The organism is Lacticaseibacillus suibinensis (assembly GCF_003946175.1).
Taxonomy (GTDB): Bacteria; Bacillota; Bacilli; order Lactobacillales; family Lactobacillaceae; genus Lacticaseibacillus; species Lacticaseibacillus suibinensis.
This window is the reverse complement of sequence record NZ_RHOK01000002.1, coordinates 143,513-166,789: the sequence shown is the minus strand read 5'-3', so window position 1 is coordinate 166,789 and position 23,277 is coordinate 143,513. Positions and strand designations below refer to the sequence as shown.

Annotated in this window: 20 protein-coding genes and 1 riboswitch; of the genes, 17 read left to right on the top strand and 3 right to left on the bottom strand. The window is 54.2% G+C overall.

The features are described 5' to 3' along the window. Positions 1-48: 48 nt before the first annotated feature. Positions 49-224: riboswitch (Lysine riboswitch) on the bottom strand. 897 nt (positions 225-1,121) lie between these two features. The 13 genes from EKM90_RS01835 to EKM90_RS01775 all read left to right on the top strand — a co-directional run bounded on the left by EKM90_RS01835 (position 1,122) and on the right by EKM90_RS01775 (position 13,305). Next, a complete protein-coding gene (locus EKM90_RS01835; protein ID WP_125579352.1) occupies positions 1,122-2,099 on the top strand; it encodes a mannose/fructose/sorbose PTS transporter subunit IIA in 978 nt (325 codons plus the stop codon). A gap of 34 nt (positions 2,100-2,133) precedes the next feature. Then, entirely contained in the window at positions 2,134-2,946 is an 813-nt protein-coding gene (locus tag EKM90_RS01830) for a PTS mannose/fructose/sorbose transporter subunit IIC (RefSeq protein ID WP_125579351.1), read from the top strand. A gap of 17 nt (positions 2,947-2,963) precedes the next feature. Next, positions 2,964-3,875, top strand: coding sequence for a PTS system mannose/fructose/sorbose family transporter subunit IID (locus EKM90_RS01825; RefSeq protein WP_125579350.1), 912 nt, complete (start codon positions 2,964-2,966; stop codon positions 3,873-3,875). A gap of 96 nt (positions 3,876-3,971) precedes the next feature. Beyond that, positions 3,972-4,367, top strand: coding sequence for a DUF956 family protein (locus EKM90_RS01820; protein WP_125579349.1), 396 nt, complete (start codon positions 3,972-3,974; stop codon positions 4,365-4,367). 216 nt (positions 4,368-4,583) lie between these two features. Then, positions 4,584-5,273 carry a response regulator transcription factor gene (locus EKM90_RS01815; RefSeq protein ID WP_125579348.1) on the top strand — a complete coding sequence of 230 codons (690 nt, stop codon included), beginning with the start codon at positions 4,584-4,586 and terminating at the stop codon, positions 5,271-5,273. Next, positions 5,266-6,654 (top strand): sensor histidine kinase, encoded by a 1,389-nt coding sequence (locus EKM90_RS01810; RefSeq protein WP_125579347.1) that lies wholly within the window; start codon positions 5,266-5,268, stop codon positions 6,652-6,654. Before EKM90_RS01815 ends, EKM90_RS01810 begins: the two co-directional genes overlap by 8 nt. A gap of 68 nt (positions 6,655-6,722) precedes the next feature. Beyond that, a complete protein-coding gene (locus EKM90_RS01805) occupies positions 6,723-6,881 on the top strand; it encodes a teichoic acid D-Ala incorporation-associated protein DltX (RefSeq protein WP_404819932.1) in 159 nt (52 codons plus the stop codon). A gap of 9 nt (positions 6,882-6,890) precedes the next feature. Next, positions 6,891-8,393 (top strand): D-alanine--poly(phosphoribitol) ligase subunit DltA, encoded by a 1,503-nt coding sequence (dltA, locus tag EKM90_RS01800; RefSeq protein WP_125579345.1) that lies wholly within the window; start codon positions 6,891-6,893, stop codon positions 8,391-8,393. Continuing rightward, positions 8,390-9,592, top strand: coding sequence for a D-alanyl-lipoteichoic acid biosynthesis protein DltB (gene dltB / locus EKM90_RS01795; protein ID WP_125579344.1), 1,203 nt, complete (start codon positions 8,390-8,392; stop codon positions 9,590-9,592). The genes dltA and dltB overlap by 4 nt, the downstream gene beginning before the upstream one ends. A 218-nt stretch (positions 9,593-9,810) precedes the next feature. Further along, positions 9,811-10,044: a D-alanine--poly(phosphoribitol) ligase subunit DltC gene (gene dltC / locus EKM90_RS01790; protein ID WP_125579343.1), complete on the top strand. Its 234-nt coding sequence runs from the start codon at positions 9,811-9,813 to the stop codon at positions 10,042-10,044. Then, positions 10,041-11,291, top strand: coding sequence for a D-alanyl-lipoteichoic acid biosynthesis protein DltD (dltD, locus tag EKM90_RS01785; protein WP_125579342.1), 1,251 nt, complete (start codon positions 10,041-10,043; stop codon positions 11,289-11,291). Before dltC ends, dltD begins: the two co-directional genes overlap by 4 nt. A 4-nt stretch (positions 11,292-11,295) precedes the next feature. Next, positions 11,296-12,456 carry a serine hydrolase domain-containing protein gene (locus EKM90_RS01780; protein WP_164507811.1) on the top strand — a complete coding sequence of 387 codons (1,161 nt, stop codon included), beginning with the start codon at positions 11,296-11,298 and terminating at the stop codon, positions 12,454-12,456. Between the two features lie 69 nt (positions 12,457-12,525). Continuing rightward, positions 12,526-13,305, top strand: a complete 780-nt coding sequence (locus tag EKM90_RS01775; protein WP_164507810.1) for a carbohydrate deacetylase — start codon at positions 12,526-12,528, stop codon at positions 13,303-13,305. 136 nt (positions 13,306-13,441) lie between these two features. On the opposite strand, the gene argH is transcribed toward EKM90_RS01775, so the two are convergent. The 3 genes from argH to EKM90_RS01760 form a co-directional block, all read right to left on the bottom strand. After that, a complete protein-coding gene (argH, locus tag EKM90_RS01770) occupies positions 13,442-14,824 on the bottom strand; it encodes an argininosuccinate lyase (RefSeq protein ID WP_125579339.1) in 1,383 nt (460 codons plus the stop codon). Continuing rightward, positions 14,824-16,044, bottom strand: a complete 1,221-nt coding sequence (locus EKM90_RS01765; protein WP_125579338.1) for an argininosuccinate synthase — start codon at positions 16,042-16,044, stop codon at positions 14,824-14,826. The genes argH and EKM90_RS01765 overlap by 1 nt, the downstream gene beginning before the upstream one ends. A gap of 97 nt (positions 16,045-16,141) precedes the next feature. Next, on the bottom strand, positions 16,142-17,599 hold the full coding sequence (locus tag EKM90_RS01760) for an ABC transporter substrate-binding protein/permease (protein ID WP_125579337.1): 1,458 nt from the start codon (positions 17,597-17,599) through the stop codon (positions 16,142-16,144). A 442-nt stretch (positions 17,600-18,041) separates the two neighbouring features. Between EKM90_RS01760 and yycF the strand changes: the two genes are divergently transcribed. From yycF to EKM90_RS01740, 4 genes are all read left to right on the top strand, one after another. Further along, positions 18,042-18,752, top strand: coding sequence for a response regulator YycF (gene yycF / locus EKM90_RS01755; protein WP_125579336.1), 711 nt, complete (start codon positions 18,042-18,044; stop codon positions 18,750-18,752). Positions 18,753-19,168: 416 nt separating this feature from the next. Further along, entirely contained in the window at positions 19,169-21,073 is a 1,905-nt protein-coding gene (gene walK, locus EKM90_RS01750; RefSeq protein ID WP_125579335.1) for a cell wall metabolism sensor histidine kinase WalK, read from the top strand. After that, positions 21,042-22,415 carry a YycH family regulatory protein gene (locus tag EKM90_RS01745; RefSeq protein ID WP_125579334.1) on the top strand — a complete coding sequence of 458 codons (1,374 nt, stop codon included), beginning with the start codon at positions 21,042-21,044 and terminating at the stop codon, positions 22,413-22,415. Before walK ends, EKM90_RS01745 begins: the two co-directional genes overlap by 32 nt. Before the next feature lie 16 nt (positions 22,416-22,431). After that, positions 22,432-23,229, top strand: a complete 798-nt coding sequence (locus EKM90_RS01740; protein ID WP_125579333.1) for a two-component system regulatory protein YycI — start codon at positions 22,432-22,434, stop codon at positions 23,227-23,229. Positions 23,230-23,277 lie beyond the last annotated feature (48 nt).

The following is a 23,277-nucleotide window of genomic DNA, read 5'->3' as shown; positions in this document are numbered from 1 at the left end:
GTCGACCCGTAGCAAACAAAGGTCGACCGATGATTTCAGTGGTTAAGCCAGAATCATAGCGCTCCGAAGCAAGATGCTTCGACAGTCCAGGAGCTATTCGCCCTCTGGCCCAACTGACCAGCGCCCTTGATGAGCTGGTCAATTTCGGCGGATTCGCTTACGGCTGATTCAACGTGGTCAGGCACTCCTCAGCGTTCGTCTTCTCCGCGACCTCTATTTCGTAGTGGTAAATTCAATTGTCGAGCTCTACTGTACTGACTAGCGCCACGGTTGTCAAGGGCGCCGAAGATCTTAGACGGGGGCGGCGGACGGCTGGCCCCCAAAGGTCAACCCAACTCACGACTGGACCACTGGGTGCCGCAGGTTTGCGCTTACGCTAGTTGAATAACAATCGTGCCAGACAGCGTAAGGTGTGAACGATAATGATGACACATCTGGCCGGTTTGGCGATACCTAATCGGTTTAGGTCAGTCTGCCGGCCGAATACCGAGCGTCGCCTGCGTCAGTCGAATAGCAATCCGGGTCCGCGATGGCGCAGGGACGCGGCTTTGCTCAGGCTGTTGACCGAGCCGATCATCAGGTACGCGACATTCAAGCGTTGAATAGTGGTATAGATGAAAAGTATAGACTAAATTTGCAATATTTATGCGTTCTAATTTAGATGATAAGCGGTTTTTGGCCTTTATTGCACAATGTAAAAATCGCTGAAAGCGCTTTTAAGCCAAACGAACCAATTGCTCAAAACCGGACGGTGAAAGGGTCAATTTTCATAGCTAATGTTAAGATAAGTACGGTGTTAAGACAGGAACCCAAGCCGAGAAAAGCTAGTTAATTGCTCGATAAATCACGATATGACGCGGCTGCACTGCTTTGAATTGAAAATGAGCCATTCCGGTGAAAAATAAAAAAATTGTTGAAAAACTTTTAACCAATTGAATACCGATATTCAGGAACTTTCATGAAAACGCTCCGCTTTTTCAGGGGTTGTTTGTTGCAATTACCCAGAGTTTTGGGCATACTAACCTCTGGATGAGTTTATGCGCTGAACTGTCGAACCGGTTTCAGACAAATGAGAGCGCATACTGTGTCCCGAATAAAATAAATATAGGAGGCGACAAACAATGGTCGGAATCATCCTTGCCAGCCACGGTAATTTTGCCAGTGGCATTATGCAATCAGGTTCGATGATCTTCGGTGAGCAGGAAAACGTGCAAGCAGTCACGTTCCAGCCCAACGAAGGCCCAGACGATCTGAAGGCGCATCTTCAGGAGGCCGTTGCCAAGCTCGACTCAGATGAACAAGTACTGTTCCTTATTGATTTGTGGGGCGGTTCACCATTCAACCAAGCCAATGGGTTGTTTGAAGACCACAAAGATAAGTGGGCAATTGTGACTGGGTTGAACCTGCCAATGCTGATTGAAGCTTACGGTTCCCGTTTGTCCATGGATTCAGCACAAGAAATCGCTGCCCACATCATTGAAGCGGGCCGCGATGGGGTCAAAATTAAGCCCGAGGACCTTGAACCGAAGACGGAAGCTGCAGCTCCTGCGGCCGCTGCGCCAGCAGCGAAAGGCGGGCGGCCAGGCAGCTTGACTTATGTCTTGGCGCGCATCGACTCGCGGCTTTTGCATGGTCAGGTGGCCACTGCTTGGAGTAAGTCGGTTAACCCGACGCGGATTATCGTGGTTTCAGACAGTGTCGCGCATGACAAGCTGCGTAAGCAATTGATCACCGATGCGGCGCCAGCTGGAATCAAGGCGCACGTTATTCCTATCGATCAGATGATCAAAATCGCCAAAGACGATCAGCATTTCGGCGGCGAACGGGCATTGCTATTATTTGAAACGCCAGAGGACGCCCTGAAGGCCATCGAAGGCGGCGTACCGCTGAAGACCCTGAACGTCGGCTCAATGGCGCACTCAGTGGGTAAAGTCCAACCGAACAAGGTCTTGGCCTTTGACCAAACCGATATTGATACCTTCAAAACCTTGAAGGAAAAGGGTGTGTCCTTTGATGTCCGGAAGGTCCCAGGTGACCAGCCAGACAACATGGATGCCATCCTCAAAAAGGCGCAAGATGCGCTGAACGCACAGAAATAATCGACATTCCTAACATTAAAGGGAGGATACACTAATGAGTTTGAACTTTATTCAAATCATCTTGGTCCTCATCGTTGCATTCTTAGCTGGGGTCGAAGGGATTCTTGACGAATTCGAATTCCATCAACCAGTTATTGCATGTACGTTGATTGGCTTGGTGACTGGCCAGCTCGTTCCTTGCCTGATCCTAGGTGGGACGCTGCAGATGATTGCTTTGGGTTGGGCGAACGTTGGGGCCGCGGTGGCGCCTGATGCCGCACTGGCTTCTGTTGCTTCTGCTATTATTTTGGTTTTGGGCGGCCAAGGCCGCGCCGGGGTTAACTCTGCGATTGCGCTGGCGGTACCGCTGGCCGTTGCTGGCTTGCTGCTGACCACTTTGGTTCGTACGCTTGCCACGGCGATTGTGCACTTGATGGATAAAGCGGCCGAAGAAGGCAGCTTCAAGATGATTGATTTCTGGTCCTACGTGGCGATTGCCATGCAGGGACTGCGCATTGCAATTCCAGCCGGCCTGATTTTGGCCGTTGGGGCTGGCCCGGTGCGCTCCTTGCTGAACCTGATGCCAAAATGGCTGACTGATGGCCTTGGCATTGGCGGGGGCATGGTCGTGGCTGTTGGGTATGCCATGGTGCTGAACATGATGGCGACCCGCGAAGTGTGGCCATTCTTTGCCCTTGGCTTCGTGATGGCCACCATTTCCCAGTTGACCCTGATTGCTTTAGGGGCGATTGGCGTGGCGCTGGCATTGATTTACTTGACCTTGTCGAAGATGGGCGGCTCCTCTAACGGTAACAGCGGGTCCGCAAGCACCGGCGATCCTGTCGGCGACATCATCGATAATTATTGACGAAGGAGGGAATAAACATGGCTGAACAGATTAAATTAACTAAGTCAGATCGTTTGAAGGTCTGCTGGCGGTCGACCTTCCTTCAGGGCTCTTGGAACTACGAACGGATGCAAAACGGCGGCTGGACTTATTCACTGATTCCAGCAATCAAGAAGTTGTATCCGGCTAAGAAGGACCGCGTCGCAGCTTTGAAGCGCCACATGGAGTTCTTTAACACCCACCCATACCTGGCTTCTCCGGTTTTGGGTGTGGTCTTGGCGCTGGAAGAAGAACGCGCGAATGGGGCCCCAATTGACGACGTTGCCATTCAAGGGGTTAAGGTCGGCATGATGGGTCCGCTGGCTGGGGTCGGCGATCCAGTGTTTTGGTTCACCGCGCGGCCAATTCTCGGCGGCTTGGCCGCTTCCTTGGCCTTGTCCGGGAACATCATGGGTCCAATCATTTTCTTCGTGGTTTGGAACCTGATGCGGATTGCCTTTATGTGGTACACCCAGGAATTCGGCTACAAGGCCGGTTCCCGGATTGCCGATGATATGTCCGGTACCTTACTGCAAGACGTCACCAAAGGCGCTTCAATTCTCGGGATGTTCATCCTGGGTGCCTTGGTTAACCGGTGGGTCAGCGTGAAGTTCACGCCAATCGTATCCAAGATTTCTCAGCAAAAAGGGGCCTACATCGACTGGAGTTCACTTGATTCCGGTTCGAAAGGTATCAAGGAAGCTTTGACCCAGCAGGCCAATGGTTTGTCCTTGGACAAGATCAAAGTCACGACGCTGCAAAACAACTTGGATCAACTGATTCCAGGCTTGGCGGCACTGCTGCTCACCTTGCTGTGCATGTGGCTGCTGAAGAAGAAGATTTCACCAATCGTCATCATCCTGGGTCTGTTCGTGGTCGGGATTCTCTTCCACGTTGCCGGCTGGATGTAATAGTGTTCCGCAGAACCTCGGAGCAGCCGCTTCGAGGTTTTCTTTTTTGCCATTAATATGCGTATAATCGTTGCAAAAGCCAAGAGAGGATTAACCATGCAAGAAGTCATTCAATCCATCAACACGAAAGTCGATCTGACCGTCGATGCCACGTCCTATCTGGGCATCGCTGATTACGGCAAAATCATGGTCGGCGACAAAGGCTTCGAGTGGTTCTCCAATCGCAACCGGCGCAAGTTCATCCAGATTCCTTGGGGTGAAGTGACCATTGTTGAGGCCACGATTATGTTCAAAGGTAAATACATCCCGCGCTTCACGATTCACACGCAGCACAGTGGCAACTTTGCCTTTGCCAGCAAGGATCCCAAGCGCACCCTGCGTGCCATTCGGGTCTATATTCCCGCTGAACATATCGTCAAGACGCAGACGTTCCTGCAACTCGTCCGGGGCTACATCCGCAACATTCGCGCCAAGCGGGCGGCGAAGAAGTAAGCACCATCAGAATCCAATCACCGATTAATGGCGGTGATTGGATTTTTGATTCGGTCGTAGCTAACTGCTCGGGCATTGCCCGGCTGAGCGCAACGACCTGGGCTGCGAAGTCGGCCGCAGCGACTGGCTGAAAAAAAGAGGTGACATTTTTGTTATCTTAAGCCGTGTCTGCCGCGTGCTATCCTTATATAGGGACTTTACCTGCAGGAGGCAGCCATGACCGCAACGATTTTATTAGTAGAAGACGAAGCCGGGTTGATTTCATATTTGGACCGGGAATTGAATTTTGAAGGCTACAAGGTCCTGACGGCGCAGGATGGGGAAGCGGCCTTTGCTACCTTTCAGGCGCAAGGGGACCAGATCGATATGATTTTGCTGGATTGGATGATTCCCAAGCTTGATGGTCTAGAAGTGATGCGGCGCATCCGCAAAACCTCGGCAGTGCCCATCATGATGATGACAGCGCGCGATTATGTCGGCGATAAAGTCGCCGGCCTGGATAATGGTGCGGATGATTACATCACCAAACCCTTTGAAATCGAGGAGTTGCTGGCGCGGATTCGGGTGCTGATTCGCCGCAATCATCAGGTGCAGACGAATTTCCATGTGGCGGACCTGACCCTGGATACTAAAGCGCGGCAGGTGCGGCGCGGCGGTCAGCTGACGCAGCTGACCCAGCGGGAGTTCGACTTGCTGCTGGTGTTCATGCAGCATGGCGGCGAGCCCCTGACTCGCGATCAATTGCTGGATGCCGTGTGGGGGACGAGTTTTGATGGTCAAGCCAACATTGTCGATGTGTATGTCCGCTACTTGCGGCAAAAGCTCGACCAGCCTGGTACGCCGACTTTGCTGAAAACGGTGCGTGGCATCGGCTACATGCTAGCTGAAGGGCCAACTGATGAGTAAGCGGGGTAATAGCAGCGCAGCCCGCATCACGCATGCCTACAATCGCTTGCTCGTGATTTTGATGCTCTTGGTGAGCTTTTCGACCATCACGGTGGTGGGAATTCATTTAATCAAGAACAAACACGACGACAGCGTGGAGCTGATGAAAACCCTGAAGGCCTCGTTCGACCAAGATGAACCAGACTGGGAATACTGGCACGAAAACACCCCAGTCAACACACACCACACCTTTGCCCGCATTCAGGTCAAGCAAGGCAAAAAAACGGTGCAACGTTACTACACCCGCAACACCCGGCGCTTTTTGGACAACACCTGGTCGACTTGGCCGCTGATTTCGAACGTTCAATACCAGGGCAACCAAGGCGTGTATTACCACACCCGCGCCGTGGAGCAGGAAGGCCAGCTGGAAGTCGTGTATGATACCTGGCTGAGCCTCAATGGCATGATTGAGATTTTCAAAATGATTCTGCTGATGAGTAGCGGCATCACTTTGCTGGGTCTATTGGTCGGCAGCTGGGCGACGCGGGTCCTAGCGCGGCGCCTTAACCAGCCGCTGGTGACCTTAACCAGTGCGGCGAAGGTGATTTCGGACGCTCCTAGTCCCGATGGGCAAGAAGCGCTGCCGGTGCCGCAAGGACCAGAGGAAGTGCGTGAACTGACGGTGGAATTTAATCGGCTCCTGCATTCGCTCAAGCAGCAAGTGGTGCGAGACAACCAATTTGTCTCGGATGCCAGTCATGAGCTGCGCACGCCGTTAACGGCAATTCGCGGGCATGTGGCCTTGCTACAGCGCCATGGCAAGGCGCACCCAGAACTGTTTGACGATTCGCTAGCGGTCATCGATGACGAATCGCAGAAGATGCAGCAGCTGATCGAAAGCCTGCTGGCGCTGTCGCGCATGGAAAACGCCCAAATGAGCGTGGCCGCTTATGATTTGGTGGCCCAGGTCAAACGTGTTGTCAGTCGCTATCAGCAGCAAACGCCGCAGCCCCTCAAAGTCATCGCCCCGCATCAGCTAATGGTGCAGGCCAACGCCGAAGCGATTGAACATACCTTGCTGGCGCTGTTGTCCAATGCCCGCAAATATGCCCCAGCTAACAGTGTTGTCACGATTCAGATCACTAAGGGCGGCCAGCGCGCGCTGTTAAGCGTGGCGGATTTGGGCCCTGGGATTCCTGATGCGGAAAAGGGGAAGATCTTTGATCGCTTTTATCGGGTGGACGAATCCCGGTCCAAAGCGATTAAAGGCACCGGTTTGGGCTTGGCAATTGCCAAACAGTTGACCACACTCAGCGGCGGTGAGTTAAGCGTGGTCGATAATGTGCCCCAGGGTAGTCGCTTCATGGTGCACCTGCCGTTGGCGGATTCTGAAAATCTCTAATCTCGGGTTTAGAAAGTGCTCCTGAAGGTAAAAGCAATGACCACTACACTAAGGTCATTGCTTTTTTAATGCAGAAAGAAGGATCCCAGATGAAAGCTTTCTTCGCGAAACCGAGCGTGAAATTCGTCGCCAAAACGCTGTTTTACACCGTGATCATTCTAATTTTGGTCTACTTATACAGCTATCGCGGCGTCGCTGGTGGCCACTTTATTTACAACGAATTCTAGGAGGCACTCATGAAAACAATCGTGCAACAAATTGATGACATTGCGCTGGCCCATCCCGACTGGCCGGCGCTGACGGTGTTGGCCGATCATTATACGTATGGCGAACTGAAGGCCGCCTCCGACGGCATTGCAGCCGCGCTTTTAGCCAGCGCCTTACCTGCCGGCCCAGTGCTGGTCTACTGCGACCAAAGCTTCGCCGCCATCGCGGCGTTTTTAGGCGTCGTCAAAGCCGGGCGGGCCTATATTCCGGTCGATACTCATTCGCCGCAAGACCGCCTGCTGATGATTGAAGCCATCGCCGAGCCAGCGGTGGTGCTGGCCACGCAGCCAGTACCAGTAGCGCTGAAGACCCCAGTGAAAACCCCAGGTCAAGTGGCGGAAATGATGACCGTGCCACTGACGGTGACGCTGCCGACCCCAGCGGCTGATGATAATTTCTATATCATCTTCACTTCTGGCACCACTGGCCAGCCCAAAGGCGTGCAGATTTCCCATGGCAACCTCACCAGCTTTGTGGCGTGGATGGCCAGCTTCAACTTGCCACGCCAGCCGCGGATGTTGGCGCAAGCGCCGTTTTCCTTTGACCTGTCTGTGATGTCCTTGTACCCGACCTTAACCGCGGGTGGCTGCCTGCAGATTTTGCCGCGTGAAGCGACTGAGAATTTGAAGCAACTGTTCGAAACCTTGCCCCAGCTGCCAGTGGATGTGTGGGTATCCACGCCTAGTTTCATTGATATCTGCTTGCTGGATCAGACCTTTGACGCGGTGCACTACCCAGCGTTGAAGCAGCTGTTCTTCTGCGGCGAAGAACTGACCCATGCCACCGCAGCCAAGCTGCGCCAGCGGTTCCCGAAGGCGCAGGTGTTTAACACCTATGGCCCGACTGAAGCCACCGTGGCGGTGACGGCGATTGAAATCACGGATCAAGTGTTGGCCGACCATGATCGCCTGCCGATTGGTTATGCCAAACCGGATACCACCATCACCTTGGTGCCAGGCTCCGAGCGTGAAGCCGATAATCACCAAAGCGGGGAGCTGGAGCTGATTGGCCCGAGCGTGTCCAAAGGCTACCTCAACCGCCCAGAAAAGACTGCTGCGGCCTTTACCGCCGGCGCCGTACGCGGCTATAAAACAGGCGACCTCGGCTACATCACCGAAGACGGCTTGATTTTCTATCAAGGCCGGACCGATTTTCAAATCAAGCTCAACGGCTACCGCATTGAGTTGGAAGAAGTGGACCATTACCTCAACCAGGCGCCAATGATTCACCAAGCGGTGGCGGTGCCGAAATACAACGCCGAACATAAGGTGGCGCAACTTTTGGCCTATGTCGTCCCTGAAGCGCCAGCCGAATCCGGGCTGGCCTTGACCAAAGCCATTCGCGTGTACTTGCAAGGCGTGATGATGCCGTACATGGTGCCGCAACGCTTCATTTACCGCGATGAGCTGCCACTGACCCAAAATGGCAAGGTGGCGGTCAAAGCGCTGATTGCTGAGGTCAATGGCCAATGATCAATTTACAACCTTATGCCGACCCCAAATATTTCGTCCTCTTGCTGGTGGCGCTGTTACCACTGATGATTGGCCTGTATTACGGGCACCGGCTGCGCATTTATGAAACTATCGTCTCGGCGGCGTTCATCACGCTGATGTTCACCGGCGCCAAGTGGCAGCAAGGCGTGGCCCTGATCGCGTATGTGGTGTATCAATTGCTGCTGGTGGCAGGCTACGCGCGGTATCGCCAAACCAAAAATACGACACCGGTGTTTGTTTCAGTGGTGGCCTTGAGCATTTTGCCGCTGGTCATTGTCAAAGTGACCCCGGCGCTTGGCCCCAACCAATCGCTGCTGGGGTTCCTGGGGATTTCCTATCTGACCTTTAAGGCCGTGCAAGTACTGATGGAGCTGCGCGACGGCACCATCAAACAATTGTCATTGGGGATGTTCCTGCGCTTTATGCTGTTCATGCCGGTCATCTCCTCTGGCCCCATCGACCGCTACCGGCGCTTCGCCCAGGATTATGAGCAGGTGCCGACCCAAAGCGACTATGTGGCCATGCTGGAACGCGCCGTGTGGTACCTGTTTCTCGGCTTCTTCTACAAGTTCATTCTGGGCTATGTCTTTGGCACCTTATGGCTCCCGCGCCTTGCCCAAGCCGCCATGGTGCACCGCGGCTGGCTCGACCTCAGCCCGGCCTTGGGCTTATACATGTACGATTACGCCATGTATCTGTTCTTCGACTTTGCCGGCTACAGCCTGTTCGCCGTGGCGTTGTCCTTAGTGATGGGCATCAACACCCCCATGAACTTCAACCGGCCGTTTCAGGCGCACAACATCAAGGACTTCTGGAACCGCTGGCACATGACGCTCTCATTTTGGTTCCGCGATTTCATCTTCATGCGCGTCACCTTTTTCATCATGAAACACAAACTGATCAAAAACCGCATTCGCATCTCGCAAGTCGCGTACCTGATCAACTTCCTGGTGATGGGCTTCTGGCACGGCGTCACTTGGTATTACATCGTTTACGGTCTTTTCCACGCTGGTGCCATCATCATCAACGACTACTGGCTTCGCTTCAAAAAGAAGCACCGCAAACAACTACCGCACAACCGCTGGACCGAAGCTTTGGCCATCTTCATCACCTTCAATGTCGTCTGCTTCAGCTTCCTCATCTTTTCAGGGTTTTTGGACACGCTGTGGTTTAAGTAAATTAAGCTCAATGTAAAATCTATGATCCAAGTGCCACCTGTTTCTGTTAAGGAGCTGGTTTGGGTGCTGGCGGCTGGAGCGGTGGGGCGCTGCGGCTCAATCGTTAGGTCCGAGACCGCTTTTCGGCTCGGACCGGCCGCACCGCCAGCAGCGATCCACCGCGGAGGTCGCCGGCGTCCAAACCAGCGGGCAATCACACAATCAAAGGAGAAAATAACATGGATACAAAAGAAACTGTTTTGGCAATTCTGAACGACTTAACCGGCGAGGACTTCGCTGCCAACTTGGATGAAAACCTCTTCGAAAGCGGTCTGCTCGACTCAATGGACACCGTGCAACTCCTACTGGAACTGCAATCCCAGCTCGGCGTGGACGTCCCTGTCTCTGAATTCGACCGCAGTCAGTGGGACACCCCAGCGAAAATCATTGCCAAAGCGAGCGCAACGGCATGAAAAAACGACTCTGGCAAATTTTCGGGCCGGTAGTGCTAGCGGCTTTGATTGTGCTGGGGTTGCTGCTGGCGCCGCTACCAAACCAGAAATTAAGCATGCAGCGGCTGCACGCTGACGCCGTATCACTGTCGCCAACCGTTCTCGGCGGCCAGCGCATCAAGCACCAAGCCCTGGCCAAAAACTATGTGCCCTTTTATGGTTCTTCAGAGCTGGCGCGGATGGACCCGTTTCATCCTTCAGTTTTAGCGGCCAAGTATCACCGTGCTTATCAGCCGCTGTTGCTGGGTGATCCAGGGACCCAGTCACTGGTGCATTTTGTCGATGAACAAACCATGATGCCGCAGCTCCATGGCAAACGGGCGGTGTTCATCGTTTCGATGCAGTGGTTCACCAAGCAAGGCCAAATTCCAGCCGCTTTTGATCAATACTACTCCCCGCTGCAGCTCGCGACTTGGCTACTCAAGGCCGGCCGCGGCGAAGCGGATCGCTATGCAGCTCGCCGCCTGCTCGCCATGGGGGCCCCGGCCAAAAGTATCGTGATGCGTGATGCGCTGTATCGCATTGCTGCTGGTCAGCGCCTGACCAAGCCGCAACGCGTGGGGCTGCAAGCCGAACTGCAAGCCTTGAAAAATGAGGACAACCTTTTCAGCACCTTGTCGATTTCACCGCGCTGGCACGACATTGAACGCGGCATGCGGCGATTGCCGGCCACGGACGACCCGGCGGCCCTCAGCACGCTAGCTACGCAAATCGGCAAGGCGCGCACCACCTCGAACAACCTAGGCATCGACAACGACTTTTTCAATAAGCGGCTCAAGGGCAAACGACTTAAGCAGCTGGCTGGTAGTCAGCGCGGCTTCGACTATCGCGTCAGCCCAGAATACGGCGACTTTCAGCTGCTGCTCCAGCAGTTTGCCAAGGCGAACATGAACGTGCAATTCATTATTCCGCCGATCAACCAAAAATGGGCCCGCTACACCGGCCTGTCGATGCCGGAATATGAAGAAGCGGTGGGTAAACTCAAGTATCAGCTTGCTGAACAAGGCTTCGATAAGGTGCTGGATCTGAGTCAAAAAGGCAGCCAGCCTTACTTCATGCAAGATACCATTCATTTGGGCTGGCAAGGCTGGCTGGCGGTCGATCACGTGGTCAAGCCGTTTTTGACGACGCCGCAACTGGCCCCGCACTACCAGCTGAATGACTATTTCTACACCAAGGCCTGGGCACAGACGAAAACAGTGGGGTGAGCACATGCGTTATGCACAAAATAACCGCAGTCGCGTCCACCGCCGCCTTGCCTTGCTAGGCATCGTGGCTGCGCTGAGCTTGGGCTTAGGGTTTAGCTTGGGCCGCTGGACAGCGCCAAAACCGCCAGCGCAAACAAAGACGGTGGTGGTAAAGGCCAAAGCGCAGCCAGCCCAAAAAGCCGGCAACTCGCTGCCACGCGCGATCAACAATACTATGCAAGAGGCCCTAGAACGGCCGCTGGCGCAGCAGCATTTTTCCGGCACGGCCTTAATGGTCAAGCATAACCGCATTGTCGCCGAGTACAGTGCGGGCTATGCCAATGCCGCGCGCAAACGCCTGAACACCGCCGATACCATGTTTCAAATCGACTCGCTGCAAAAAAGTCTGACTGCGGGCTTGGTGATGCAACAAATGGTGCTGGGTAAGCTCGCCCTGACCACCCCGGTCGGACAATTTTACGCGCGCTTGCAAGGCCAGCCGACGCTGACCGTGGCCCATCTGCTGCACATGAACTCGGGCCTGAGCACGCCGCATACGTTGGTGCCCAAATATCAAAGCGATGCCCAGCTGGTGGCTTATGACGCGGCGCATTTGACCGTGCGGCCGAAGACCCTGGGGCAATATGCCTATATGCCAGTGAATTATGTGCTGCTGGCGGGCATTCTTGAACAAGTCACCCAGCAAGATTACCAGCAACTGTTCATGGGCCTGTACCGCGACCGGCTTGCGCTGAAACATACCGCGATGGCGTATGACTTGTCTGCTACCCAGCCGGTCGCAACCGGCTACTCGCTTAAAGGCAGCAATTTGTATGCTGAACCGGAATTCGTCTCGAAGGACACGATGCATGCGGAACTGGGGACCGGCCAGGTGTATATGAGTGCCACGGATCTGTTCCGCGCCGAGCAGGCCTTGGTCTCTGGCAAACTGCTTGGGGTCACGCCGGCTGCGCTGTACCCGGCTGGGCAACATTACGGCGGTGGGTTCTATCTGAATGAGCCGCAAGCACTGCATGCTAACGGTTCAGGCTATGGCTTCTTGTCGACGGTGCAAATCAGCCGCGACGGGCAGTCAGGCGTGGTGATTTTAGGCAATGTACAAGGCCAAAATCGCGCCCGCTTTCTGAACACCGCCACCCAGTTGTGGCAGCAATACCTACTTTAGTTTTGCCTGCAACCGGCCGCTTCGTGTGGCCGGTTTTCTGGTACAGTAAGCAAAAAGGGGGGTGTCATCGTGAAACAAGTGATTGTGGAAGCGGATGATTTTGGCCTGACGCCAGCGATTACCAAAACGATTTTGGCGCTGCTGGATCAGGGCGTCGTAACGGCGACCAACTGCATGCCCACCATGCCAGGGTTTCAAGATTCCATGCAACTCGCCGAGGCAGCTGGCCGCACGCAGATGGGTATTCATCTGATCATCGACCGTCATTTGCCGGCGAGCTCGCCGGAGCAAATAGCGTCCTTGGTGGATGAGCGCGGCTATTTGCTGCCATTTGATCAATTCACGGCCCGGCTGGCGATTGGTGAAATCAACCTGGGTGAACTAGCCAGCGAACTGCGCCAGCAAATCAAGCTGGCCCAGCGTTTCGGAATCATGATTGATCACATCACCACCCACAAGAACTTCGAGTTGCTCAGTCCCGCGGTGTTTGACGTGGTGTCCCGGCTGGCCCAAGAAACAGGTCTGCCGCTACGGCATAACCTAGTTGCTGGGCAGCAGCCCAAGCTTTGGGGGATGCTGAAGACGCGGTCGGTCACGGCACCAACGCAGACGTTAGGCTTGCGGCACACCACTGATGATCTAGCAACCGTGGCCGCCGCCGTCCAAGCGCTATCGGAGGCTGGCACGTTAGCTTTGATTACGCATCCGGGCACGCCGAGCGCACTTTTAGCGCAGCGTAGCTCTTTGAATGAAGACCGCGTGCTTGATCGTGACTGGCTGGTTGCCCCATGGCAGGCATACTTAGCGGCGCATCAGGACGTCAAGGCTGTCGGTTACCAGCGGCTTTAGCGGGCGTTGCGCCTTCCAAATGAATGCTTAGCTTAAGTGACGGCGATGCCACAAGGTGCGCCGTTTTACTTTGACGCTGGTAGGGGTGAAGAAAAAAGGACTCAGCATCGCATTGTGCGATGCTGAGTCCTTAACTTTAATGGCTCGCGATGATTTCCTTGGCGCGGGCCACTTCTTTTTCAACGTTCGCCATCGCGGTGCCACCGAGGCTGGTGCGGCGGTTCACAGCAGCTTCCGAGGTGAGCTCGGCATAAACGTCTTTTTCAATCTGTGGTGCGGCGGCTTGCAGCTCGCTTAGCGGCATGTCTTGCAGACTTTGGTGGGTCTGAATACCATGCAGCACGAGTTGGCCGACGATGCCGTGCGCCTGCCGGAACGGCACGCCTTTGGTGGCAAGATAATCCGCCAATTCCGTGGCGTTGGAGAAGTCATTGGTCGTGGCGTCATGCATCCGCTGCTTGTGTACGGTAATCGACTCCAGCATGCCGGTGAAAATATGGAGCGAGCCGAGAATGGTGGTATACGCATCAAACACTGGCTCTTTGTCTTCCTGCATGTCCTTGTTGTAGGCCAAAGGCAGGCTCTTCATGGTGGTCAACAGCCCCATCAAGGCACCGTAGACCCGGCCGGTTTTGCCACGCACCAGTTCCGCGAAGTCGGCGTTTTTCTTTTGCGGCATGATCGAACTGCCGGTGGCAAAAGTGTCCGCCATTTCGATGTAGTTGAATTCATACGTGCACCAGAGAATGAGTTCTTCGGCCAACCGGCTCAGATGCTGCATCAAAATTGCGGCGTTGCTGAGAAACTCCAGTGCAAAATCGCGATCGGACACAGCATCTAAGCTGTTGTGGTACACGGCGTCAAAATCGAGACTTGCCGCCACTGCTTCTCGGTCAATCGGGAAGGTCGTGCCGGCCAGCGCGGCGGCGCCAAGCGGCAACATGTCGGTATGCTTCTGGTTGAATTCAAAACGTTCATAGTCACGCTGCAACATTTCAAAATACGCCAGCAGATAATGACCATACGTGATGGGCTGGGCGTGCTGCATGTGGGTGTAGCCCGGCATAATGGTGCCGGCATTCTCCTCGGCTTTTTCGATCAGCACCGTTTGCAAGTCGCTGATTGCGGCCATGATTTCCGGCAGGCGGTTTTTCAGCCACAGGTGAAAATCCGTGGCGACTTGGTCGTTGCGGGAGCGGGCGGTGTGCAGCTTACCCGCCACCGGCCCAATCAAATCCGTCAGCAGGCTTTCCATGTTCAAATGAATATCTTCGTTTTCGACGGTGAAGTGCAGTTCACCGTTTTCCAGCTTGGTCATGAGGGCCTTCAAACCGGCTTCAATCGTCGCCGCGTCAGCTTTTGGGATGATGGCTTGAGCGCCAAGCATTTTGACGTGGGCGATGGAAGCGGTGAGGTCCTCTTTGGCCATTTGCTGGTCAAAGCTAATCGAGGCGCCAAAGGTATCGACCCATTTGGCGGCTTTGGCGGTGAACCGGCCGCCCCAAAGTTTGTCGGTCATTATTTGGCCTCCGGTTTCTGTGAGTGCACGTGATTAACTTCTTCAAACACCGTGCCCGGCAAGGTCCACAGCTTGATAAAGCCAGCGGCAGCTTCCTGATCGAAGGTATCAGCTGAGGTGTAGGTCGCCAGGTTCTCATCGTAAAGTGAGTTCGTGTCGGACTTGCGGGCGACTGGGGTGGCGTTGCCTTTGTACAGCTTCATTTTCACCACGCCGTTGACGACGGTTTGGGTGTGGTCAACAAAGGCCATCAGGGCGTCAAACAGGGGGGTGATCCACTTGGCTTCGTAAATCATGGTGGCGAGTTGCTGCTCAATCAGCGGCTTGTAATGGGCCACGTCGCGCTCCAAGGTCAGGTTTTCCAGTTCGTGGTGCGCCGCCATGATGACCGCCGCGGCTGGGGCTTCGTAAACTTCGCGGGACTTGATGCCCACCATGCGGTTTTCGATTTTGTCGATGCGGCCGATGCCGTTTTCGCCGGCCAGCTTATTCAAGTGCTTAATCAAAGCAGCGAGTTTCATCGCTTCGCCGTCAATCGCCACCGGCAGGCCTTGTTCAAAGGTCAAATCGATGAAGACTGGCTGATCTGGCGCTTCTTCTGGTGCCACACTCATCGCCCAGGCGTCAGCTGGCGCTTGGTTCCAAGGATTTTCCAGAATGCCGGCTTCGTTGGCGCGACCCCAGAGGTTAGCGTCGATGGAATAAGGCGATTTTTTGCCAATCGGCACGGGAACGTTGTGCTCCTTGGCGTAGTCGATTTCTTCTTCCCGGGACCAGTGAAAATCACGAATTGGGTCTTCGATTTTGAGCTGTGGATCCAAGGCGTGAATGGCGGCTTCGAAACGGACCTGGTCGTTGCCCTTCCCGGTGGAGCCATGGGCAATGGCCACGGCGCCGTGTTCATGGGCAATTTGCACCAGGTGGTCGATAATCAGCGGCCGCGACAGCGCGGAAACCAGCGGATAGTCGCCTTCGTACAAGGCGTTGGCTTTGATCACAGGCGCCACATAGGTATCGGCAAATTCGTCCTGGGCATCGATGGCGTAGCTTTCAATCGCGCCCACCTGCAGGGCCTTTTTTTGAATGAAGGCCATGTCCGCATTGGGCTGGCCGACATTCAGGCACACGGCGATAACGTCGTAGCCGCGGTCTTGGAGCCAAGGAATGGCCACCGAAGTATCTAAGCCGCCTGAATATGCCAATACAATTTTGTCTGTCATCAATAATTCCTCCTCAATTGGTTCAGTTCACAGTTTAATGCTCATGACCGGGTAACGCACCAAAAGGCCGGCTCATGCCCGCCCTTTGTCACCGTGCTTAGTTCATCCGCCGTTCCACGACCCCGAGCAACCGGCTCAGGATGAAGGTCATGGCGAAGTAGATCAAAGCCACAATCATCATCGGGAAAAACGGTTCAAACGATGCGCCTTGGACCGTGGTCCCTTCAAACATCAATTCCGTCGCGCCGATCACGGACAGCACAGAACTTTCCTTGATGTCGGTGACGAATTCATTCCCCAGCGCTGGCCAGATGTTCTTGATCGCTTGCGGCAGGACCACGAAGCGGGTGGTTTCGCTACCAGACAGCCCCAAGGAACGCGCCGCTTCGGTTTGGCCAATCGGCACGGAGTTCAAGCCGGAGCGAATGATTTCGGCCACGTAAGCGCCAGAGTTGATGCCCATGGCGATGGCCCCAGCGACGAAGGCGGATAAGTTCAGCCCCAACACCTGCGTCCCGAAGAACACGATGAAAGCTTGCACCATCAAAGGCGTGCCGCGGATGAATTCCACGTAGATGACCGCGATGGCTTTCAAAATCCAAACCTTGCTCCGGCGCATCAAGGCCAGCAGGGTGCCCAGCACCGTCCCGGCGATAACCGTTAACAGCGCGAAGACCAAGGTGTTAACAGCGCCTTTGATGAAGAAGCTACCATATTTCTGCCAGAAGCTGTTGCTTTGGTTTTGCAGGGTGTAGGCTTCGTCCATGTACTTGGACCAGAGGCCTTGCTTTTGCATGTCCTTGATACTCTTGTTCACGGCGCTGGTCAAGCCGCTGTTGCCTTTAGCAATGGCGACCACGGTTGGCGCCTTCCCGGTGGCAAACTTCGGATCGATGATTTTCAGCGCTTGGTTCTTTTGGACGTAAGCGCCGGCGACCACGTTGGACATGACCCCAGCGTTGATTTTCCCATATTGGACCTGGGCAATCACGTCGTTCGCCTTTTCGAGGCTGACAATCTTGGCATCAGGCAGCTCAGCTTTGGCGATTTGTTCCTGTGTCGACTGCTTCTGGGCACCGACCTTAACGCCTTCGAAATCGGCAATGTTCTTGTACTTGCTGGCATCCTTTTTCTGGATGACCATGATTTGCTTTTCGTAGGTGTAAGGCTTGGAAAAGTCGACCTGCTTGCGCCGCTCTGGGGTGTCCGACATCCCGGAAATGACCATGTCGACTTTGCCAGTCTTCAAGGCGCCAATCAGCGCATCAAAGCCCATTTCCTTAATCTGCAATTTCACGCCCATATCCTTGGCGATTTTCTTCGCTAGGGAAATGTCGGCGCCGACGATTTTGTCGTTGCCGTCGACGGTCGCATGAAATTCCATCGGGGCGTAGTCTGCCGATACCCCAAGAATGATGTAACCCCGTTTTTTGATGGCCGCCGGCGTACTGTCATTTGTTGCCGCCTGGACCGTTTGGGTCGATGCCGTGGCCACGCCGCCACCGATGAACAAGACGGCGATGAGACTGAGGACCCACCGATAAAATTTATGCATAACCTGCCAACCCCTCAAGATGAATTTTATATGAATATATACCCATTTGGGAAAATATGCAAGAAAAATTCAAGAATATGCAAAAAATATTCATGTAGGGCCATGTCGTTGCTTTCGTCCAGAACACCTTCAACGGCATCAGGGGCTCCAGACGGCGACGCATGCTAGGGTTAAGCCAATAGTGAAACGAGAACCACTTCGTAGGGCGGGCCTGCCCGGGGGTGCAGACATGCTGAGCAATACAGTTGCGCTCCGCGGGGCAACGGATGAGCGTCTAGCTACGCTCACCTCTTCGAAGCCGAAAACCGGCTTCAATGCGGTGAGCTAGGCTGGCCGGCATCCTAAATGCGCCCCGCCCCGCAGCCTTTTACTGCTTTTTGCCCAACCCGTGAGAAACCGTTATAATAGAAACAACGCAACTGGAGAGTATTGGAGGCCAATGATGGCAAAAAAAATCCTTGTGGTTGACGATGAGAAACCAATCTCTGATATCGTCAAATTTAATTTGAGCAAAGAAGGCTACGACGTGGTCACCGCATACGACGGTGAAGAAGCGCTAGCCAAAGTAAACGAAGAAAATCCTGACTTAATCTTACTGGACTTAATGCTACCGAAAATTGATGGGCTGGAAGTTGCGCGCCAAGTGCGCAAAGACCATGACACGCCGATCATCATGCTGACCGCTAAGGACTCCGAAATCGATAAGGTTTTGGGGCTCGAAATGGGCGCTGATGATTACGTCACCAAGCCATTTTCTAACCGGGAGCTGGTAGCGCGGGTCAAGGCTAATTTGCGGCGCAGTGGCGCTAGCATGCAACAGCAGGAGCAAGATGATGACAACAAGGAGCTGACCGTCGGCGATTTGACCATCCATCCTGATGCTTACACGGTCACTAAGCGCGGCGATAAAATCGAGCTGACGCACCGTGAATTTGAGTTGCTGCATTATCTCGCCCAGCACCTGGGCCAAGTGATGACGCGGGAACACTTGCTGCAAACCGTCTGGGGCTATGATTACTTTGGCGATGTGCGGACGGTTGATGTGACCGTGCGGCGGTTGCGCGAAAAAATCGAAGACAATGCTTCGCATCCGGAATGGCTGATCACCCGGCGTGGGGTGGGGTATTACTTGAAGAACCCGGACGCGGAATAAAGGCGAGCGGGCTGGCAGCTTGTAGTTGCGCTACGCGGGGCAACGCGGGACTGTCTAGCTACGTCCAGCACCTCGAAGTCAAAGTACGGCTTCAGTGCGCTGGACTAGACTAGCCATCCCGGTAAGTGCGCCCCGCTCCGCAGCCTTCAGTTGCGCTCCGCGGGGCAACGGATGAGCGTCTAGCTACGTTCACCGCCTCGAAGCCAAAAACCGGCTTCAATGCGGTGATCTAGGCTAGCCGTCATCCTAAATGCGCCCCGCTCCGCAGCCTTTATAGTTGCGCTTCGGTCGGCAACGCCTGAGCACTTAGCTAGGCTCAAGGCATCACTGGCCAAAAGCGCCAGCAATGCCTTGAGCTAGGCTAAGCGTCAGGCTAAGACCGGCCTCACTTCGCAGCCTTTCATTTGGAGATTTTCATGAATAAGAAGATCAAGTTCTTTCAATCGATCAACTTCAAAATCGCGCTGGTGTTTATTCTGCTGTTGTTAGTGACGGTGGAAATCATTGGCGCGTATTTTGTGAAGTCGCTTGAGCAGCAGAATATTGATACGTTCAAGACCAGCATTAACTTGGATCCTTATTTGCAGGATAAGCTGGCCACGGATTTGATGCGCACGGATACTGACGATGCGAATGGGTCGATGAAGTCCACGATTTCTCAGGCTGATATTGCTAACACCGCGACGATTGTGGTGGTGGATGCCAAGGGCACGGTGCGGGCGAATTCCAACGTGAATGCGCAAGGCGATGTCGGCACCAAGTCGGCGAATAACAACATCAAAAATGTGCTGTATAATGGCCAGATTTTTGAGGGCTATGAATATGCCTCGAACACCGGCTCGATGTATACGCGGATTATTCCAATCAAAAACCCGAGTGCCACCGGTGAAGGTAACGCCGTCATTGGGGCAGTTTCGGTGACGGCCTCGATGGAAACCGTGTATCACAATATCAATCAGATCGTCCGCATTTTCCTGATTGCCAGTTTAGTGGCGGGGATGCTGGGGGTCATTATTTCGATTGTCATTAGTCGCGCCATCACGCGGCCGATCGAGGAAATGAAAAAGCAGGCAATCCGGATGGCCCGCGGCGATTATTCCGGTCAAGTCCGGATTTACGGGCAGGATGAACTGGGCCAGTTGGCGGTGGCAGTTAACAACCTGTCGGTGCGGGTCGAGGAGGCCCAGGAGGCCAGTGAGGCGGAGCGGCGGCGGCTAGATTCGGTGCTGGCCCACATGACCGATGGCGTTATCGCCACCGATCGGCGCGGCAATGTCATCATCATCAATGAAACGGCACTGGATTTCCTGAACACGAAGAACGAAGACGTGATTGGGGTCTCGATTTTGCGCCTGCTCAACATTGAAAAAGACTACACGCTGCGCGATTTGCTCGAAAATCAAAAGGAACTGCTGCTCGATTTCTCGCAGCAGCTCAATCACGAGCTGATTTTACGCGTGGACTTCAGCCTGATTCAGCGGGAAACTGGGTTTATTTCCGGGCTGGTGGCGGTGCTGCATGATGTCACTGAACAGCAAAAGGACGAACGCGAGCGCCGGGAATTCGTGTCGAATGTCTCGCATGAATTACGGACGCCGCTGACCTCGATGCGTTCCTACATTGAGGCGCTGAGCGACGGCGCTTGGCAGGATCCCGAGATTGCGCCGCAGTTTTTGAAGGTGACGCAGGATGAAACGGACCGCATGATTCGCATGATCAACGACCTGCTGTCGCTGTCGCGGATGGATTCTGGCACGAGCAAAATTGAACTGGAATACGTGAATCTGAACGAGTTCTTCAACTACATCCTTGACCGGTTCGATATGATGCTCAAAACCGATAACGAGCAGGCTGGTAAGGATAATAACCAGAGCCTACCAGCGCATGCGACACACAAGCAGTACTCAATTCGCCGCGAAATCACCAAGCGCGACTTGTGGGTTGAAATCGACCAGGACAAGTTTATGCAAGTGATCGACAATATTATGAATAATGCGATCAAGTACAGCCCAGATGGCGGCGTCATTTCCGCGCGGTTGCTAGAAACGCATAACCATGTCATTTTATCGATTTCTGACCAAGGCCTGGGTATTCCCCGCCAGGATATCAACAAAGTCTTCGACCGCTTCTACCGCGTCGACAAGGCGCGCTCTCGGCAGCAAGGGGGCACCGGGTTGGGGCTGGCGATTTCCAAAGAAGTCATCGAAGCGCTGGGCGGCCGCATCTGGGTCGATTCGCAAGAAGGCAAAGGCAGTACCTTCTACATTTCACTGCCTTACCAACCGCTAGATGAAGACGGAGGTGATTGGGATGAAGCTTAGTGGCTGGATTTTACGCGTCAGTTTGATGACGATGGTGGCCCTGAGTCTGATTTTCAGTTGGCTCATTTGGCAAAACCCGTCCCGCCTTGGTCGCCAAGAATCATCGGCCACGGTCAAAACCGCGCCTGACACTGCGGTGGGTAAGCAGACTGAGTATCTGTTGATGCCGACTACGGCGTATGCGGTGGAATCAGGCCAAAAACAATTGCTGTTTAAGCCCGATACGGCAGTGACTGGCCAGCTGCACCAGGCACTGCGCAACTGGCGCATCGTCAAGGTCGGCGCGAAGGCGACCTTAAGTGGCGCGGCCTACACCGCACTGCTCCAGACGGATCAGACCCTGCAGCTGAAATATGCTGGGCCGATTAGCTTTAAGCTGTTTAACACGCGCTATTTCAAGCATCCGGCAGTGAATACCCCGGCCGATTTTCAGTTTGACCGGCTGCTGATTCACCTCGCCGACAAAACACCGAAGCTGACGCTGTTGAATGATGAAACGCACACCAAACGTGAAGTCACCTTAAAAAATGCCAGCGCAACGCAAGTGAATGAAGTGCTGACCAGTGTCAAAGCAACGAGTTTGCCGGTCACAGAAAAGAAGTTGAACGGGAAATGGATTACCGCGTTTGACCAGAGTATCGCTGTGACGCCGTATGCCTTTTTGCTCGATCAACAAAACGCCAATCATTTCGTTTCGCTGCTGATGCCAAGTTCGCAAGGTAACACGGTGGATTCGCGGGAAATTGGCAATGAAGTCATTTACACACTGAACGACCGGTACCGCATGACGCTGAACGATGACGACGATGTGGTGCAGTATGAGGACAGCGGCAGTGCGAAGGCGAAGCAGTTGACCGCGACCCTGCAGGCGGGGTATAAAGCCATTACCAAGTTGAACTTGCAAGGCGTTAATACCATGCATTACGCGGGTTATGACAAAACCAATCATACGGTAACCTTCCGCTCTTATGCGCAAGGCTTGCCGATTTTCAACGATGTGTACAACGGCACCGTCGAAGTCACCAACTCCAGCAATGGCTTAGCCATGACCTTCTCCTTGAACAATCTAACCGTTGCGATTCCTACTAAGCAGGCGGCAGTATCCCTGCCGAGCACCGCGGATGTCCTGGCCCAGTTGGCTCACGCTGGTTATAGTGAAACGTCGGTGCAAGATATTCAACTTGGCTACTATTGGCAGCCGCAAAAGGACAACAGTCAGGTCGTGGATTTGACGCCAACGTATTTCGTCAAAATCAACAACGAGTACAAACGCTATACCGAATGGCTGCTACCAAGCAATGCCGGCCAGATCAACCGAGCAGCGACTCAAATCGTGCAATAGAAAGGAGGGGTGAAGGATGGACTTTAGACGCATCGAAACCATTTTTCTCATTGTGTTCGTGGCACTGAACATCTTCTTAGGGATGACGTTCTTCCAAAACCAGCAGGTGGATTTGGCCACGGCGGGCGATGCGACCTCGGAAATTTTGCAAGATATCAAGCGTGACGACATCAAATTGCCAAAGCTCAGCGCCACCACGCGTGAAGGCAGCTATCTTGCTAGCACCAACGCCTCGACCCTCCAAGCCGACGCGGCGCCGCTGGCCGGCCAAAACTTGCGCTTTTCGAAAACCGATGGTACGACGCTCACAGCGACCTTGCAAAGTCCGCTGACGGTTAAAAGTAATGTCACGGCGCGGCTGAAGCGCTGGGTGACCGAAGGCAACGTGGTGCACGGCGAAGTCTATGTCTACGCCCCGCAACTTTCCAGCGCCAGTGCTTACGTCTTCGCGCAGAAAATCGGCGGCCATTTGTTCTATGATGACCGGGCGCAGTTGACGCTGCATGTGGCCAACCACCGCTTGACCGGCTACACGCAAACCTACCTGCCTAGCGCCACCACCTTGCGCGCGAATGTCGCATTGTGCAGCGCGCAAGACGCGGTGACGACCCTGTACCGAGAAAACGAAATTGCTAACAACAGTACGGTCAAGTGGACGCGCTTAGCCTACACTTACCTCTTGGACGCGAAGGGCAGTACAGTTTATATTCCCGCCTGGTTCGTCGGCATTGAAAGCCAAGGGTCGAAGAATTTGACCGTGAAGAAAGTCAACGCGATTAATAAGACCGTGTTGAAAGCTAGAGTAGCAGATTAGGCTGCGGAGTGAGGCCGCGTTTAGCCTGACAGGTAGCCTAGCACTAGT